Origin of the sequence: Streptomyces sp. NBC_00510 (assembly GCA_036013505.1) — a bacterium.
GTDB lineage: Bacteria > Actinomycetota > Actinomycetes > Streptomycetales > Streptomycetaceae > Actinacidiphila.
The window spans coordinates 2766444-2783081 of record CP107851.1 but is presented as its reverse complement, the minus strand read 5'-3'; the positions used below and the strand labels follow the sequence as shown (position 1 = coordinate 2783081).

General features: G+C 73.6%; 12 protein-coding genes. 9 read left to right on the top strand and 3 right to left on the bottom strand.

Translation table 11 applies throughout. The features are described 5' to 3' along the window. The first annotated feature begins 13 nt into the window (after positions 1-13). Positions 14-1501: a HEAT repeat domain-containing protein gene (locus OG937_12225; GenBank protein ID WUD72390.1), complete on the top strand. Its 1488-nt coding sequence runs from the start codon at positions 14-16 to the stop codon at positions 1499-1501. On the opposite strand, the gene OG937_12220 is transcribed toward OG937_12225, so the two are convergent. From OG937_12220 to OG937_12210, 3 genes are all read right to left on the bottom strand, one after another. Beyond that, the gene (locus OG937_12220) at positions 1467-1982 is read right to left on the bottom strand and encodes a GNAT family N-acetyltransferase (protein WUD72389.1); all 516 of its coding nucleotides are present in this window, start codon (positions 1980-1982) and stop codon (positions 1467-1469) included. The two genes, OG937_12225 and OG937_12220, sit on opposite strands and share 35 nt — an antisense overlap. 51 nt (positions 1983-2033) lie before the next feature. Beyond that, a complete protein-coding gene (locus OG937_12215) occupies positions 2034-3098 on the bottom strand; it encodes an Rv2578c family radical SAM protein (protein ID WUD72388.1) in 1065 nt (354 codons plus the stop codon). A 171-nt stretch (positions 3099-3269) separates the two neighbouring features. Continuing rightward, complete coding sequence (locus OG937_12210) at positions 3270-4436, bottom strand: alanine--tRNA ligase-related protein (protein WUD72387.1); 1167 nt, start codon at positions 4434-4436, stop codon at positions 3270-3272. Between the two features lie 379 nt (positions 4437-4815). Between OG937_12210 and OG937_12205 the strand changes: the two genes are divergently transcribed. From OG937_12205 to OG937_12170, 8 genes are all read left to right on the top strand, one after another. Beyond that, a complete protein-coding gene (locus tag OG937_12205; protein ID WUD72386.1) occupies positions 4816-5259 on the top strand; it encodes an SRPBCC family protein in 444 nt (147 codons plus the stop codon). Positions 5260-5474: 215 nt separating this feature from the next. Then, a complete protein-coding gene (locus tag OG937_12200) occupies positions 5475-7868 on the top strand; it encodes an MFS transporter (protein ID WUD72385.1) in 2394 nt (797 codons plus the stop codon). Positions 7869-8088: 220 nt separating this feature from the next. Beyond that, positions 8089-10584, top strand: coding sequence for a SpoIIE family protein phosphatase (locus OG937_12195; GenBank protein ID WUD72384.1), 2496 nt, complete (start codon positions 8089-8091; stop codon positions 10582-10584). A gap of 134 nt (positions 10585-10718) precedes the next feature. Further along, the gene (locus OG937_12190) at positions 10719-11441 is read left to right on the top strand and encodes a class I SAM-dependent methyltransferase (GenBank protein WUD72383.1); all 723 of its coding nucleotides are present in this window, start codon (positions 10719-10721) and stop codon (positions 11439-11441) included. An 86-nt stretch (positions 11442-11527) separates the two neighbouring features. After that, positions 11528-12364: a M55 family metallopeptidase gene (locus OG937_12185; GenBank protein WUD72382.1), complete on the top strand. Its 837-nt coding sequence runs from the start codon at positions 11528-11530 to the stop codon at positions 12362-12364. Further along, a complete protein-coding gene (locus tag OG937_12180) occupies positions 12357-13697 on the top strand; it encodes a M20/M25/M40 family metallo-hydrolase (GenBank protein ID WUD72381.1) in 1341 nt (446 codons plus the stop codon). Before OG937_12185 ends, OG937_12180 begins: the two co-directional genes overlap by 8 nt. After that, a complete protein-coding gene (locus OG937_12175; protein WUD72380.1) occupies positions 13694-15691 on the top strand; it encodes a prolyl oligopeptidase family serine peptidase in 1998 nt (665 codons plus the stop codon). Before OG937_12180 ends, OG937_12175 begins: the two co-directional genes overlap by 4 nt. Further along, on the top strand, positions 15688-16626 hold the full coding sequence (locus OG937_12170) for an LD-carboxypeptidase (protein ID WUD72379.1): 939 nt from the start codon (positions 15688-15690) through the stop codon (positions 16624-16626). The genes OG937_12175 and OG937_12170 overlap by 4 nt, the downstream gene beginning before the upstream one ends. Positions 16627-16638: the final 12 nt, after the last annotated feature.

Here is a 16638-nt window from a genome sequence, read left to right as displayed (position 1 = left end):
GAGAGGGGGGACCGTGGAACGGGAGCACGCGGGCGCCGGTCACTCGGCGCGGCGCGCGGCCGAACTTTACGGGGCCGTGCGGGCGGGGGAGACGGACATCGCGCGGCTGCGCGGGCGCGGGGAACCACGCCGCGTCCTGGGGCTGCTGGAGTTCGCCGGCCAGGGGCGGTGCGAGGAACGCGGTGCCTATCTGCGGCGGCTTGCCGCCTCACCGGACGCCGCCGCCATGGTGCGGCCCTGGCTCGGTCCCGCCGAACGCGCGCGCCTCGACGTGGCGGGCGGGTGGGCCCCCGCCGTCCCGCCGCTGCTGGCCATGCTTCCCCATGGCACGGAGGAGGAGCGCCGCTACGCCCTGGAGGCGCTGGCGGTGAAGCGCCCCATGGAGGCGACGGGACCCCTCTTCGGCCTGCTCGGCGTACTCGGGCCGGACGAGCACTCCTGGTACCCCGGGTTGATCGAGAACACCGTCAGCCGCATCGTCATCGGTCGTCACCTGCCCTTCTGGCGCTGGGCAGCCAGGAACGGCCCCGTTCCGCCCGCCACCTGCGTGCCGCTGCTGCTGCGCCAGGCCCGCCAGTTGGCACCCCGGGCCCGGCGGCTGGCCCTGGCCCTGCTCGGCTACGACCGCGACCCGGCGCATCTCGACCTGTTCCTCGCGGCCGCGGGCGACCCGGACGAGTTGGTGGCCGAGCAGGCGCTCGTCGCTCTGTGGCGGCTGGACGTTCCCGAGGCCCGGGACCGCCTCGCCGCCGTGCTGACCGAGCCGTCGCGCTCCCCGCAGGAGCGTCTCGCCGCCTCCGTCCTGCTGGGGCGGGCCGGTGACAGGCGGGCCTTCGAGACCCTTGTGCTGTTCCTCAACCACCGCGACGCCTGGAACACCCTTGCCGCGGCCGAGGCCCTGACCCGGCTCGGCGACCCGCGGACCGCCCGTGCCGCCGCCGCGCTCGCCACCAACCGGCTGCGGATCGGCTACGCGCTGGCCGCCGTGCGCCTGCTGGGGCGGTTGCGGGCGCCCGAGTCACGGCCCGCGCTGACCTCCACCCTCACGTGGCTCCTGGACGAGGACCGCACGGATTACCAGGCCGCCGCCGGCTGCGTCGAGGAACTGGGACGGCTCGGCGACGCGCGGGCGGTGCCCGTCCTGACCCGGGCCGTCGCTGATCCCCGCCTGCGCGCCGCGGCCGTGGACTCCCTCGGCCGGATCGGGGGCCCCGAGGTGCTCGGGACGCTGCTCGGGGCCGCCTCGGACGAGGACGGGGAGGTGCGCGCCGCCGCGGCGCGCGGACTGGCCCGCTACTCGGAGGAGCCCCGCGCGACCGCCGCCCTCGTGGGGCTGTGCGCGCCGCCGTACCCCAGGCGGATCGTGCGCGCCCTGGTGCGGTCGGGCGACCCGGTTGCCGGGGCGGTGCTGGCCGCGGCGCGGGAGAAGGCACCGAGTGCCACGACGCGCCGTCTCGCCGGGCGCTTCAGGCCAGATCCGTCGCGTACCGCAGCTCCTTGAGCGGGACGCCGTCGTACATCTCGATCTGGTCGGTGCCGTCCGGTGCGAGACCGGACCGTTCGTAGAAGCGCAGCGCCCGCGCGTTGTCCGCGAGCACCCACAGGCGCAGGCTCCGGAAGCCGCGTTCACCGGCGCGGGCCCGTACGGCGTCCATGAGCGCGCGGCCGGCGCCGCGGCCGATCCGGTCGGGGTGTACGTAGATCGCGTACAGCTCGCCGACCTCCGCGTCGTCGGGTTCACCCCGGTAGGGGCCGAGCGCGGCCCAGCCCGTCACCTCGCCGCCGTCCGCGGCGACCAGGTTGTCCACCCGGCTGCCGCCCGCGTCGAACCACTCCCGGCGACGCTCCGCGTCCGCCCCGACGTCCATCGCTTCGAGGTACGCCTGCGGCACGATCCCCGCGTAGGCAGCCTGCCATCCCCTTACGCGGATCGCCGCCACGGCGTCGATGTCGTCGCGGGTCATCACCCTCACAACCGTCATGCCGCGACGTTAAGGGGGGCGGAGCGCCGTGGGCACCCGCTTTTCGTGAGCTCAGATCAGGGTCAGCTGGGTCGGCGGGGCCGGCTGGGCGGGCTGGGCCGGATCGGGTGCGGCGGGCGGGCCGGGGGTCTCCTCCTCGGGTGCGGATATCCGGCGCGCGGTCCCGGAACGGCTGGGCCCGATCCCGAACTCGGCGGCGAACTCGTGCACTTGGCGTGTGATGCGCCGCTGGTACCAGGTGGGCGCGTAGGCGCCGTCCGCGTAGAGCGCCTTGTAGCGGGAGATCAGCCGCGGGTGGTGCACCGAGAGCCAGGCCATGAACCACTCCCTCGCCCCGGGGCGCAGGTGCAGCACCAGCGGGGTGACGGACGTGGCGCCGGTCCCGGCGATCGCGCGGACGGTCTCGCGCAACTGCTCCGGGGAGTCGCTGAGGTACGGCAGCACCGGCGCCATCAGGACGCCCGAGGGGATGCCGTGCTCGTTGAGCGTGCGGCAGACCTCCAGACGCTTCGCCGGCGACGGCGTGCCCGGTTCCACGGTGCGCCACAGGTCCCGGTCGGTGAAGCCGACGGAGACCGCGGTCGAGACGTCGGTGACCTGGGAGGCCTGCACCAGGAGGTCCAGGTCGCGCAGGATCAGCGACCCCTTGGTGAGGATCGAGAAGGGATTGGCGTGGTCGCGCAGCGCGGCCAGGATGCCGGGCATGAGCCGGTAGCGGCCCTCCGCGCGCTGGTAGCAGTCGACGTTGGTGCCCATCGCGATGTGCTCGCCCTGCCAGCGGGGCGAGGCGAGCTCGCGGCGCAGCAGCTCGGGCGCGTTGACCTTCACGACGATCTGGGAGTCGAAGTCCAGGCCGCTGTCGAGGTCCAGGTAGGTGTGCGTCTTGCGTGCGAAGCAGTACACGCAGGCGTGACTGCAGCCGCGGTAGGGGTTGATCGTCCACTCGAACGGCATCCGGGACGCTCCGGGCACGCGGTTGACGATCGTGCGGGCGCGCACCTCGTGGAAGGTGATCCCGCGGAACTCGGGGGTGTCGAACGTACGGGTCACGGCGTCCACGCCGAACAGCGCGGGTGTGGTCGCCGCCGTGTCGCGGCTCAGGTTGTCCCACCTCATGCCGCCTCCTTCGTTGCTCTCCTCCCGAGAATAGAACATCTGAGCGAATAGCGTCGAGGGGGGATCCATGGGATTCCCGTGACCACTGTGCGTGACCGCGCGTGACGCAGGGCCCCGGGCGTGCCGTCGGCACGTCGGCACCGCCCGGGGCCCTGACGGGGCCGTCCACCGTCACTGCGGCCGCAGGCTCAGGACGAGGTCGCGCGGCAGGCCGTGGGTGTCGTGGAGGTAGTGGAAGTCCTCCTCGTCCAGCGGGCCCCGGAACCGGGGGCGGGCCAGCACCTGACGGCCGCGCTCCAGGAGCCGCCCGAACCGGCGCTCCTCCTCCAGCAGCACCCGGCGCGGCTCGTCGGGGTCCACGCCCTGGCGGAAGTGGTCCAGGGTGTGCCGGACCAACTCTTCCGGCAGATCGCCGAGGCCACGGGACGGGTCGTCCCGCCACAAGGTGGTGAGGACCCGCCGCACCAGCCGGCGCAGCACGTACCCGCGGCCGGTGTTGGACGGGCGCACCCCGTCCCCGATCACCACCACGGCCGAGCGCAGGTGGTCGCAGACCAGGCGCAGCGACGGTTCGTCCAGCGGCCACAGGGACGGTACGAGACGGCGCCAGGGTGTGAAGACGTCGCACTCGAACACCGACGTGCGGCCCTGCAGCAGCGAGGCCAGGCGTTCCAGGCCGAGTCCGGTGTCGACGTTGCGCTGGGGGAGCGGCACGAGCGAGCCGTCCTCGAGCCGCCGGTGGCGCATCATCACGTGGTTCCAGACCTCGACCCAGCGGTCGTCGCGGGTGGGCGTGGACCGCGGCGGGGTGTCGCCGGTCCACAGGAAGATCTCCGAGTCGGGGCCGCACGGGCCGGTCGGCCCGTTGGACCACCAGTTGTCCTCGACCGTGAGTTCCACCGGGACCCCGTGCTTCTCCCACAGCTCCAGGGAGTCGGTGTCCGGACCCGTGCGGTCGTCGCCGCCGAACACCGTGACGTGCAGCCTCCCCGGGTCGATGCCGAAGCCCTCGGTGAGCAGTCCGTAGCCCCAGTCGAGGCTCTGCGGGCCCTCGTAGTCGCCGAGCGACCAGGTGCCGAGCATCTCGAAGACCGTCAGATGGGTGGGATCGCCGACCTCCTCCAGGTCGGTGGTGCGCAGACAGCGCTGCACGTTGACCAGCCGGCTGCCGAGCGGGTGCGGGCGCCCCTCCAGGTACGGGGTGAGCGGATGCATGCCCGAGGTCGTGAACAGCACCGGGTCACCGGGCGGCGGCAGCAGCGTCGATCCGGTGATCCTGCGGTGGCCGCGCTCCTCGTAGTACTCGACGAACGTGCGGACGATCTCTTCGGTGTTCATGGGGGGTGGCTCCTTCGCGTGGAGGGCGGGGAGGCACCGGGCGACGGCCGCACGATCACCGGGATCGGGGCGGGAACCACGAAACCACCGGCGGGCCGTTCCCGGTCGCCGGTGGTGAGGAAGGGGGTACGTCAGGCGGCGGCAACCGGCGAGCTGGTCGCTCGCGCGGTCGCGGTGGTGCTGTGGCCGGTGACGTTCATGGAGCCGACGATAACGCGCCAGGACCGGCGGGGCACGTGATTTCCCGCGAGGCGGCGGCAGGGCCCCGTGGGGCCGTCGTACGGAGGTGCCCCACTGGGAGGGCGGCCCGATTTCGCGGGCACGCGGCCGTGGTGATTGGCTTGTCGGCGACGGCACACGGATCGACGGAGGACGGCGCATGGCACAGGTCGAGGCCACCACTCAGCGTGAGATCGCGGCGAGCCCGGAGAGCGTCTTCGCGGCGCTCGCCGACTACGCGGGCACCCGGCAGCGACTGCTTCCCGAGCAGTACAGCGAGTACGAGGTGCGCGAGGGCGGCAGCGGCGCGGGCACCCTGGTGCACTGGAAGCTGCAGGCGACCGAGAAGCGCGTGCGGGACTGCCTCCTCGCGGTGACCGAGCCGACCCCGGGGCAGCTGGTCGAGAGCGACCGCAACTCCACCATGGTCACCACCTGGACGGTCACCCCGGCCGGCGAGGGCCGCGCCAAGGCGGTCGTCACCAGCACGTGGACCGGCGCCGGCGGCATCGGCGGCTTCTTCGAGCGCACCTTCGCCCCCAAGGGCCTGAACCGCATCCACGACGCGGTGCTCGCGCGCCTCGCCGCGGAGACCGAGAAGTAGCAGGCGGCACAAGGGAGGCGGCCGGAGCCGGGTGACGCCCGGTCGCCTCCCTTGACGCGCCGCACGTCTACGCGCCCTATGTGCCGGGCAGGCGCCCGATGGGCGCACGCCGGTGGGCACGTCACTTGAAAGGGTGGATCTGCCGCGCTCCGGCGCATCCCCGGCGCCCCAGATCGTTGTCGCAGGGCAGGCGCGACGAGGGGAGCGGTACGCAGATGGGCGGCACCACCGGGACGACCCTGTCCGAGGAGACCGGCACCCTCACGGACCTGACCGGCGCCGGCACGGGCCCCGAGGACCGACCCGCAGCCGTGCCGCAGGAACAGGGCGCGCCCGTCGGCGGACTGAGCCCGCGCAGGGTGCGTCTGGTCTTCCTCGGGCTCATGCTGACCCTGCTGCTGGCCGCGCTCGACCAGATGATCGTGGCGACCGCGCTCCCCAAGATCGTCGGCGAGCTGCACGGCCTGGACAAGATGTCCTGGGCCGTCACCGCCTACCTGCTCGCCTCCACCGTCGGGCTGCCGATCTACGGCAAGCTCGGCGACCTCTTCGGGCGCAAGAGCGTCTTCCAGTTCGCCATCGTCGTCTTCGTCATCGGCTCGGCGCTCGCCGGCTGGTCGCGCTCCATGAACGAGCTGATCGCCTTCCGCACCGTCCAGGGTGTCGGCGGCGGCGGGCTGATGATCGGCGTCCAGGCGATCATCGCGGACATCGTCCCGCCCCGGGAACGCGGCCGGTACATGGGCCTGATCGGCGCATCCTTCGGCCTGGCCTCCGTCGCGGGACCGCTGCTCGGCGGCTTCTTCACCGACCACGCCTCATGGCGCTGGTGCTTCTACATCAACGTGCCCTTCGGGCTGCTGACCCTGGCCGTCATCGCCGTCGTCCTGAAACTGCCGCGGCCGGCCGTGCGCCCCCGGCTGGACGTGGTGGGCGCACTGTTGCTGGCAGCCGGCTCCACCTGCCTGGTGCTGCTGACCAGTTGGGGCGGCACGACGTACGCCTGGCGCTCGGACGTGATCATCGGGCTGGGCGCGGCATCGATCGGCTGCGCCGTGCTGTTCGTCGTGGTGGAACGGTTCGCCGTCGAACCCATCATCCCGCTGCGGCTCTTCCGCGACGGCATCTTCACCGTCTCCGCCCTCATCGGGGCCGTCGTCGGCGTCGGCCTCTTCGGCGCCGCCAGCTACCTGCCCACGTTCCTGCAGATGGTGAACGGCGTCAGCGCCACCGAGTCCGGGCTGCTGATGCTGCCCATGATGCTCGGCGTCGTCCTGGCCTCCGTGGTCTCCGGCCACATGATCAGCCGTACCGGGCGCTACCGGGTGTTCCCGCTGGCCGGCGGGGCGCTCTCGGTGGCCGGCATGTGGCTGCTGTCGCTGCTGGAGACCGACACCCCGCGCGTGGAGTACAGCGTCTACATGGGCGTGCTGGGGCTGGGCATCGGCCTCGTCCTGCCGGTGCTGATCCTCGCCGTGCAGAACTCCGTGCGGCCCGCCGACCTCGGCGCCGCCACCAGCGCCAACAACTACTTCCGGCAGATCGGCGGTTCCGTCGGGGCGGCCGTCTTCGGCACCCTGTTCGCCAACCGGCTCGCCGACGGGCTCGCCGACCGGCTGCCGCGGGGCGTCGACCTGCCGGACCCCCAGTCGATCACGCCGCAAATGGTGCACGCGATGCCGGCACCGCTGCGCGAGGCCTATGTGCGGGCGTACGCCGAGGCCATGCCGCGCATCTTCCTCTACCTGGTGCCGGTACTCGCCCTCGGCTTCCTGCTCGCCTTCCTGCTCAAGGAGAAACCCCTGGTGACCCAGCACGTCCCCACCGCCCGCAAGGCCGACGCCGTCGGCGTCGGCGTCCCCGTGTGCGGCACCGTCCAGCACGCCGACGGCAGCACCGTAGGCCGGGCGGCCCTCACTCTCATCGATGTGACCGGCCGCCAGATCGGGCGTGGCGCCACAGGTGAGGACGGACGTTACGCGTTGAGCACCCCGGGCAGCGGCAGTTACGTCCTGATCGCCGCCGCCGGAGGGCACCAGCCGCAGGCCGTCAGCGTGACCGTCGGGGAACGCCCGGTCGAGCTCGACGTGGTGCTCGGCGGCGCCGGGCGGCTCGCCGGCACGGTGCGCACCGCCGACGGCACGGCCGTACGGGAGGCCACCGTCACCCTCACCGACTCCCGCGGCGACGTGGTGGCCACCACCCGCACCGGCAGGGAGGGCGACTACGTCCTGAGCGACCTCGTCGCGGGGGAGTACACGCTCGCCGCCAACGCCCCCGCCTACCGGCCCGCGGCGCTCCCCGTGTCGGTGCACGCGGCCCGGGAGACCCGGCAGGACGTCGAACTCGCGGGCGGCGCGATGCTGCGCGGCACCGTGCGCGGCCCGGGCGGCAGCCCCGTCGAGGACGCGCGGGTCACCCTGCTGGACGCGGCGGGCAACGTCCTGGACACCGTGACGACCGGCCCTGACGGCGTCTTCCGCTTCGTCGACCTGGCCGCGGGCGAGTACACCGTCGTGGCCTCGGGGTATCCGCCGGTGGCCACCGTGCTGCGGCTCAGCGGCGGTGAGCGCACCGAGCGCGACGTGCACCTGGGTCACGAGGACTGACCTGCCCCCGACGGCCCTTGAGTGCCGGGGCGTGCGCCCGCGCATGCCCCGGCGTATCCACGGCCCGCCGCGGGCGCACACCGGATTCGGCCAATGCCCAACGCGGCACCCGGTGTCGGTCGTACCGTGGTTGCGGAGCCGCAGATCTTGCGCCGGGGGCCGACCACCTCCGCGCCTCGGTCGGGATCCGGGCGCCGCAGGGGAAGGAGCCGCTCGCGTCATGCAACGTCGCACTCCGCCGGGGGAGGGGAGCCGCGCCGCGCTGCCGGAGCAGCGGACCGGGCTCTCCGGACGCGTCCCGCTCGCCGTGGTCGTGGTCGACGGCGAGGGGCTCGTCTCGCACTGGAGCACGGGCGCCCGCAAGCTCTTCGGGCCCACCCGGGAGGAGGCCGTCGGCCGCCCGGCCGTGGACCTGCTGCCGGTCTCCGGCGCGCTCGGCGAGGAGTCCGGCCCGGACGGATCCGAGGCGCCGGACGGAGCCGACCTCGACGCCACGCTCAGCGGCGGGACCTCCTACCCGACCGCGGGCCTTGCCCGGCTCAACCAGGGGCCCCACCCCGACCCCGGCGGCCTCCCGGGCGACGTCCTGTGGTGGGCCTACCCGCTGGTCGGCCCGGGTCCCGAACGCCTGCTCGTGCTGGCCGCCGACGCCGCCCTGGTGCACGGCGAGGACGACGCCCCTCCGGGGGAGTCCGAGAGGGTCGCGCCCAGCTTCGCCCTGCACACCGAGTTCCCCGGGGCGGACGGGCTCGCCAAGCGGCTCCCCGAGATCCTGCCCAGCATGAGCGTCGCCGAGAGCGGGCGCATCGTCTCCCAGGTGCTGGAACTCGGCTACCCCGTCCTGGAGATCAGCCGGCACGACCGGGTGCCCGTCACCCCCGACTGGGGCGTGCCCCGACGGGACGAGCGCAGGGCCCGCAGGCGGCGTGCCGTCCGTGCGTCCGCCGCCGACCCGCGCGCCATCGTGCCCGAGGAGCCCGAACCCGACCTGGAGTACGCAGCCGTCCGCGAGCGCCTGGAGTTCCTCAACGAGGTCAGCGGGCGCATCGGCAGCTCCCTGGACCTGACCCGCACGATCCGGGAGGTCAGCGCCGCCGTCGTACCGCGCTTCACCGACGTCGCGGGCACCTACCTGCGCGGACAGGTGCTGGCGGGGGAGGGCTTCCCCGACGGCCCGCCCGACGTCACCACCATGTGGTACCGAGTCGCCCTGGAGCACACCGACGAGCCCGGCCGCTGGGACGACGTCGTACCGGTCGGCGAGTCCATGCCGTTCCCCGAGCACACGCCGTTCTTCCGGTGCATGACGAGCGGTCAGCCGGTGCTGGTGCCCAGGATCACCGAACCCATGGGCGAGGCGATCGCCTCGCAGTTCGAGAAGCGCGACATCCGACCGCTGATCACCGGGCGGTCGATGCTGGTCGTGCCGCTGAAGGCGCGCAACGTCGTCCTCGGCTTCATGATCCTGCTACGGCACGGCGAGCGCCCGCCGTTCAACGACATGGACCGCGTGACGGGCGCCGAACTGGCCGCCCGCGCCGGGCTCGTCCTGGACAACGCCCGCATGTACACGTACCAGGAGACCGTCGCCGACACGCTGCAGGAGAGCATGCTGCCGCAGATCACCCCGCGCATGCCGGGGTGCGACGTGGCGACCCGCTACCTGCCCGGCACCCGGCTGGGCCGGGTCGGCGGCGACTGGTTCGACACCATCAAGCTGCCCGGTTCCCGGCTCGCCCTCGTCGTGGGCGACGTCATGGGGCACGGGCTCAACGCCGCCGCCATGATGGGCCAGTTACGCACCGCCGTGCAGACCATGGCCGCGCTGGACATGCCGCCGGCGCAACTGCTGCGCAACCTCGACGACCTGGCGCAGCGCCTCGGCGAGCACTACCTCGCGACCTGCCTGTACGCCGTGTACGACCCGATCCGGTCCGAGCTGCTCATCGCCAACGCGGGCCACATCCCGCCCGTGCTGGTGCGCGCGGAGGACGGCCGCAGCGTGCTGCTCGACGTCCCGACGGGTGCCCCGATCGGCATCGGAGGGGTGCCCTTCGAGACGGTCAAGGTCGCCGTCGGTCCCGGCGACCGGCTCGTGCTGTGCACGGACGGGCTGGTCGAGGTGCGCGGCCAGGACATCGGGGCCGGTCTCGCCGCGCTGTGCGAGAGCGCCGCGCATCCCGCGGCCTCGATGGACGACGCCTGCGACACGATCATCCGCGCCCTCAACCCGCCGGGCGGCCGCAAGGACGACGTCGCCCTGCTGATGGCGCGGCTCAACGGCATCGCCCGTGAGGACGTCGTCTCCTGGCAGCTCGCCCTCGACCCCCGCGAAGTGGGCAGGGCCCGGATCCTGACCCGGGGCGCCCTGGAGGGCTGGGGGCTGGAGGAGGCGGCGGAGGCGGCCGAGCTGATGGTCGGCGAGGTGGTCACCAACGCCGTCCGGCACGCGCACTCCCGGCACGTCGAGCTGCGCCTGGTGCGTACCGACGCGCTGCTGTGCGAGGTCTCGGACGACGACCACGCCGTACCCGTCCTGCTCGGCGCCGGGCCCGAGGACGAGTCGGGGCGGGGACTGCGGATCGTGAGCCGGCTGGCGCGGGAGTGGGGCGCGAGCCGTACGGCGCAGGGCAAGACGGTCTGGTTCGAACAGGCGCTGCCGTGGCGGCGGACCGGCGGACGCGGCGGCGGGGCCCCGGCCGGGCCTCGAACGTAGCGAACACGAGGTCACGACTTCCCCCGGACGCTTGCCCTCGCCGACGCCCACCGGTAGCACGGACGCTGACGGGGCTTCTGCCGCGCGGCCGGACACGGTCCGCGGCGACGGACACGTGGACCTGGGGAGATCGCATGGACGTCACCGGCACGAACCTGCAGGCGTGGGAGGGCTTCTGGCGCGACGCCCCCGCAGAGCCGGGCGCGGTGTTCTGGGACGCGGAGGCGGAGGTCACCGCGGCAGCCCACCTCCCGTTCTTCGAGGCGCACTTCGACCCGTCGCTGCCGGTCGTCGACCTCGGCTGCGGCAACGGCACCCAGACCCGCTTCCTGGCCAAGCACTACGGCCGGGCCGTCGGGGTGGACCTCGCGGCGGCCGCGATCGGCCACGCGCGGCACCAGGACCCGGGCGGCATCGCCGAGTACCGGCAGCTCAACGCGGCCGACCCCGAGGCGGTCCGGCGGCTGAGCGAGGAGCTGGGCGAGGCGAACGTGTATATGCGCGGAGTGCTCCACCAGTGCCTGCCCGAGGAACGCGCACCGCTGGTCGAGGGCATCGCCGTGCTGACCGGCCGGCGCGGCCGGGCGTTCGCGGACGAACTCGCGGCGTCCGCGCGGGACGTGCTGGCGGGGTTCGCGCAGGGGCCGGGCGGGCCGCCCGCCAAGCTCGCGGCGGTCTTCTCGCACGGCATCGCGCCGGCCGCGATGCCCGACGAGACCGTCCCGGAGCTCTTCCGCGCGGCGGGGATGGAGGTGCTCGCACGCGGTGAGGTCGCGCTCGTGACGACGGAGCGGCGGGCGGACGGCACGCGGCTCGAGGTACCGACGAACTGGCTGGTGGCAGGGGGTGCCGGCTGACCGCCACCGGTCTGGGCCACTGAAGTTTTCCACAGGCGGGGCGGGGGCCTGGTGTGCGGCGGTGACTTTGCGTAACGTTCCATGCCATGAAGATCCTGATCAGCGCGGACATGGAGGGCGCCACCGGGGTGACCTGGCCCGGTGACGTCCTGCCCGGCACGGAGGGCTGGCAGCGGTTCCGGCATCTGTTCACCTCGGACGTGAACGCCGCGATCGCCGGCTTCTTCGACGGCGGTGCCGACGAGGTCCTGGTCAACGAGGCCCACTGGTCCATGCGGAACCTGCTGCTGGAGCAGCTGGACGAGCGGGCCCGGATGGTCACCGGGCGGCACAAGGACCTGTCCATGGTCGAGGGCGTGCAGCACGGCGACGTGGACGGCATCGCCTTCGTCGGCTTCCACACGGGCGCGGGGACGGAAGGGGTGCTCGCCCACACCTACCTCCCCAACTCGATCACCGGCGTGTGGGTCAACGGCAGTCCGCCGGCGAGCGAGGGCCGGCTGAACGCGCTGGTGGCCGCCGAGTACGGGGTGCCCGTCGTGCTGGTCACGGGGGACGACCGGACCGGCCTCGACGCCCGCGACTACGCGCCTGCGGCGCGCACGGTCGCCGTCAAGGACTACGTGTCGCGGTACGCGGCCGTGTGCCGGCCGCCGGCCCGCACGGCGGCGGACATCCGCTCCGCCGCGAAGGACGCGACCTCGCTCGCCGTGCGCCACGAGCCGGCGCGGGGCGGGCCGTTCACGATCGAGGTCGAGTTCGACGCGGCCCACCTGGCGGGGGCCGCCGCGGTCGTGCCTGGTGTGGAGCGCACGGGCGAGCGCCGCGTCACGTACACCTCACCGACCATGTACGAGGGGATCCGCTGCTACAAGGCCGTGACCACCCTCGTCTCGGCAGCTGTGGAGGAGCAGTATGGCTGACACCCGGGCACTGGACGAGGCGGTCCGCTTCACCTCGGAACTGATCCGGATCGACACCACCAACCGCGGCGGAGGGGACGGCAACGAGCGTCCCGCGGCGGAGTACGCGGCGATGCTGCTCGACGAGGCCGGGATCGAGGCCCGCATCCTGGAGTCAGCACCGGGCCGGGCCAACGTCGTGGCGCGGATCGAGGGTGCCCCACGCGCCGGGAACGGACAGGGCGCGCTGCTGGTCCACGGCCACCTGGACGTCGTGCCCGCCCAGGCGGAGGACTGGAGCGTGCACCCCTTCTCCGGCGAGGTACGGGACGGAGTGGTCTGGGGCCGCGGCGCGGTCGACATGAAGGGCACGGTGGCGATGGTGCTCGCCACCGTCCGCTCCTGGGCCCGCAGGGGCCTGCGCCCCGAGCGGGACATCGTGCTCGCGCTGACGGCCGACGAGGAGGACAGCGCCACCTACGGGGCGACCTACCTCGTCGAGCGGCACGCCGAACTGTTCCGCGACTGCACCGAGGGCATCAGCGAGTCCGGCGGCTTCAGCTTCCACGCTGGCCCCGGGCTGCGGCTGTACCCCGTGGCGGCCGGGGAACGCGGCACCGCATGGCTGAAGCTCACGGCGCACGGCAGGGCGGGGCACGGCTCCAAGGTCAACCGGACCAACGCGGTGACCCGGCTCGCCGCGGCCGTCTCCCGCATCGGCGAGCACCGCTGGCCGGTGCGGATCGTCCCCACGGTGCGGGCGGCGCTGACCGAACTGGCCGCGCTGCACGAGGTCGAGCCCGACTTCGACGACGTGGACACCCTGCTCACCAAACTGGGCACCGCCGCCGCCCTGGTGGAACCGGTGATCCGCAACAGCGCCAACCCGACCGTGCTCGAAGCCGGCTACAAGGTCAACGTCATCCCGGGCAGTGCGGTCGCCTACGTCGACGGCCGGGTCCTGCCCGGCGGTGACGAGGAGTTCACGACCACCATGGACGAGCTCACCGGCCCGGACGTCGAGTGGGAGTTCCACCACCGCGAGATCCCGCTGGAGGCCCCCCTGGACGCGCCGGTCTACGCCGCGATGCGGGAGGCCCTGATCCACTTCGACCCGGATGCCCACGTCGTGCCCTACGTGATGGGCGGCGGCACCGACGCCAAGCAGTTCTCACGGCTGGGCATCACGGGATACGGCTTCTCTCCGCTGAAGCTCCCCGAGGGCTACGACTACGCGGGGATGTACCACGGCGTCGACGAGCGGGTCCCGGTGGAGGGACTGCACTTCGGCGTCCGCGTACTCGACCGGTTCATGCTGGGCCGGCAGGACACGACCGACGGAGTTGCCCGATGACGCGTGCCCCGATCATCGCCCCCTACGGTGCCTGGGAGTCGCCGGTCGACGCCCGCACCGCCGCCTCCCACGACGGGCGCCCCGAGTTCCCCGGGTTCGTCGGTGACGAGGTGTGGTGGACCGAACCACGGCCGGCGGAGGGCGGTCGCCGCGCCCTCGTCCGCCGCCGCGCGGACGGCACGGTCGACGGCCCGCTGCCCGCGCCGTGGAACGTCCGCACCCGCGTCATCGAGTACGGCGGCCGGGCCTGGACGGGTACGGCACGGCCCGGGGGAGGACCGATGATCGTCTTCTCGCATTTCCCGGACCAGCGGCTCTACGCGTACGAGCCCGACGCGCCGGGCGCCGTGCCGCGGCCGCTGACCCCGCTCTCCCCCATCGGTGACGGGCTGCGCTGGGCCGATCCGCAGATCCATCCGGACCGCGGTGAAGTGTGGTGCGTACTGGAGGAGTTCACCGGGGAGGGCCCGAGCGACGTACGACGGGTACTCGCCGCCGTTCCGCTCGACGGCTCGGCCGCCGAGGACCGCTCCGCCGTGCGTGAACTCTCCGACGACGCCCACCACTTCGTGACCTCACCCCGGCTCTCCCCGGACGGCCGGCAGGCCGTGTGGATCGCCTGGGACCACCCCCGGATGCCGTGGGACGGCACGGAGCTCAAGCACGCCGCCGTCGGCGCGGACGGCACCTTCGGCGCCGCCCGGACGATCCTCGGCGGCCCCGCCGAGTCGGTGGCCCAGGTGGAGTGGACACCGGACGGCACCCTGATCGCCGCCACCGACCGCGACGGCTGGTGGAACCTGCACCGTGTCGACCCGGCCACCGGTGACGCGGTCAACCTGCGGCCGGCGCAGGAGGAGTTCGCCGGCCCCGGCTGGCAGATGGGCGCCCGCTGGTTCGCCCCGCTTGCCGCCGGGACACTGGCGGTGCTGCACGGCAAGGGGGCGCAGCGCCTGGGGATATTCGACCCGGCGACCGGCGAGCTGGTCGACGCGCCGGGACCGTGGACCGAGTGGACGGCCGCGCTGTCCGTCGAGGGCACCCGGGTGGTCGCCGTGGCCGCCTCGGCCCGCAGCTCATTCGAGGTCCTCGAACTCGACACCTGCACCGGCCGTACCCGCGTCATCGGTGCCGCCCACCACGACACCGTGCCACCGGAGTTCCTGCCCGAGCCCGTGGAACGCACCTTCACCGGGCCCGGCGGACGGGAGATCCACGCCCAGCTCTACCCGCCGGCGAACCCCTACTTCGCCGCGCCCGAGGGAGAGCTGCCGCCCTACGTCGTCTGGGTGCACGGCGGCCCCACCAGCCGGGCCCCGCTCGTGCTCGACCTGGAGATCGCCTACTTCACCTCACGGGGGATCGGTGTCGTCGAGGTCAACCACGGCGGCTCCACCGGCTACGGGCGCGCCTACCGCGAGCGGCTGCGCGAGCAGTGGGGCGTCGTCGACGTCGAGGACTGCGCCGCCGTCGCGAGGGCGCTGGCGGAGGAGGGCACCGCGGACGGGCAGCGGTTCGCGATCCGCGGCGGCAGCGCCGGCGGCTGGACGAGCGCGGCCTCCCTCACCGGCACCGACGTCTACGCCTGCGGCGTGATCAAGTACCCGCTCCTCGACCTCACCGGCTGGGCCGAGGGCGGTGAGACCCATGACTTCGAGTCCCGCTACCTCGACTCGCTCGTCGGGCCCCACGCCGACGTCCCCGAGCGCTACCGCGACCGTTCGCCGGTCACCCGGGCCGACCGGCTCACCGTGCCCTTCCTGCTGCTGCAGGGGCTGGAGGACGTGATCTGCCGGCCCGTGCAGTGCGAGCGGTTCCTGGAGCGGATCACGGGACGCGGTGTCCCCCACGCCTACCTCACCTTCGAGGGCGAGGGGCACGGCTTCCGCCGTGAGGACACGATGATCACCTGTCTCGAGTCCGAACTCGCCCTCTACGGTCAGGTCTTCGGCTTCACCCCGCCCTCCGTTCCCCCTCTGGAGCTCACCAAGTGACACCGCTCGTCCCGCTCACCCGCCCCCGCCGCCTCGTCCCCGGGGACCGGGTCGCCGTCGTCGCCCCCAGCGGACCCGTCCCCCGGGAGCGGCTCGACGCGGGGCTCGACATCCTCCGCGGCTGGGACCTCGACCCGGTGGTGGCGCCGCACGTCCTGGACCGGCACCCCACGTTCGACTACCTGGCCGGACAGGACGCGGCGCGTGCCCGCGACTTCCAGGAGGCGTGGTGCGACCCGTCGGTGGCCGCCGTGCTCTGCGCGCGCGGCGGCTACGGCGCCCAGCGCATGACCGACCTCCTGGACTGGGAGGCGCTGCGGGCGGCCGGGCCCAAGACCCTCCTCGGCTTCAGCGACATCACCGCGCTGCACGAGGCCTTCGCGGTCCGGCTGGGCCTGGCCACCCTGCACGGCACGATGACCGCGGCGGAGGGCTTCCTCAAGGACGAGCCCACGCGTGCACAGCTGAGGGACACCCTCTTCGCGCCCGAGCGGACGCGGGTGCTCGGCGCGCCGACCGCCCGCCCGCTCGTCCCCGGCACGGCACGCGGTGTCACCGTCGGCGGCTGCCTGGCACTGCTCGCCTCCGGCCTCGGCACGCCGGACGGACGGCCCGGGGTGCCCGGCGGCATCCTCCTGCTGGAGGACATCGGAGAGGAGCCCTACCGGATCGACCGGATGCTGACCCAGCTGCTGCGTGCCGGCTGGCTGGACGGCGTGGCGGGCATCGCCCTCGGCTCCTGGCGGGACTGCGGCCCCTACGAGGAGGTGCGGGCGGTGCTGCTGGACCGGCTGGGCGGACTCGGCATCCCGGTCGTCGAGGAACTGGGCTTCGGCCACTGCGAGACCAGCCTGACCGTGCCGCTCGGCGTCCCCGCCGTCCTGGACGCGGACGCGGGCACCCTCACGGTGGAGGCGCCCGCACCCGCGAGCTGACCTGGGGGCCTG

What these genes read in the sequence shown, in the direction of transcription:
- OG937_12220 (WUD72389.1), bottom strand. Translation starts at nt 1,982, where the DNA reads ATGACGGTTGTGAGGGTGATGACCCGCGACGACATCGACGCCGTGGCG.
- OG937_12215 (WUD72388.1), bottom strand. Translation starts at nt 3,098, where the DNA reads ATGAGGTGGGACAACCTGAGCCGCGACACGGCGGCGACCACACCCGCG.
- OG937_12210 (WUD72387.1), bottom strand. Translation starts at nt 4,436, where the DNA reads ATGAACACCGAAGAGATCGTCCGCACGTTCGTCGAGTACTACGAGGAG.
- OG937_12205 (WUD72386.1), top strand. Translation starts at nt 4,816, where the DNA reads ATGGCACAGGTCGAGGCCACCACTCAGCGTGAGATCGCGGCGAGCCCG.
- OG937_12200 (WUD72385.1), top strand. Translation starts at nt 5,475, where the DNA reads ATGGGCGGCACCACCGGGACGACCCTGTCCGAGGAGACCGGCACCCTC.
- OG937_12195 (WUD72384.1), top strand. Translation starts at nt 8,089, where the DNA reads ATGCAACGTCGCACTCCGCCGGGGGAGGGGAGCCGCGCCGCGCTGCCG.
- OG937_12190 (WUD72383.1), top strand. Translation starts at nt 10,719, where the DNA reads ATGGACGTCACCGGCACGAACCTGCAGGCGTGGGAGGGCTTCTGGCGC.
- OG937_12185 (WUD72382.1), top strand. Translation starts at nt 11,528, where the DNA reads ATGAAGATCCTGATCAGCGCGGACATGGAGGGCGCCACCGGGGTGACC.
- OG937_12180 (WUD72381.1), top strand. Translation starts at nt 12,357, where the DNA reads ATGGCTGACACCCGGGCACTGGACGAGGCGGTCCGCTTCACCTCGGAA.
- OG937_12175 (WUD72380.1), top strand. Translation starts at nt 13,694, where the DNA reads ATGACGCGTGCCCCGATCATCGCCCCCTACGGTGCCTGGGAGTCGCCG.